Origin of the sequence: Dechloromonas hortensis (assembly GCF_009469765.1) — a bacterium.
GTDB classification, from domain to species: domain Bacteria; phylum Pseudomonadota; class Gammaproteobacteria; order Burkholderiales; family Rhodocyclaceae; genus Azonexus; species Azonexus hortensis.
Genome location: NZ_SSSQ01000057.1, coordinates 1 through 244, shown reverse-complemented (window position 1 = coordinate 244; position 244 = coordinate 1). Strand labels below are relative to the sequence as shown.

1 protein-coding gene is annotated in these 244 nt (G+C 68.0%); it reads left to right on the top strand.

The annotated features are described in order from the left end of the window. Window positions 1-244: Rossmann-fold NAD(P)-binding domain-containing protein (locus tag GH663_RS20915; protein WP_439329198.1), on the top strand; the 244-nt coding region annotated here is incomplete at both ends.

Below are 244 nucleotides of genomic sequence, written 5' to 3'. Positions count from 1 at the left end.
GCTTGTGTTGTCTGCACACACCGGTCAGCCGCTGGCACTGCTGCAGGACCAAGGCTGGCTGACTGCCATGCGCACCGCGTTGGCCGGGCGTATCGCCGCCCGGCTGCTGGCGCCGGCCCAGGTCAAGGCCATTGGCATCCTCGGCACCGGCATGCAGGCACAGATGCAGCTTGAGCAGCTTCGCGCGGTAACCGATTGCCGCCAGGTGATTGTCTGGGGCCGGCATGAACGCGGGCTTGCGGCC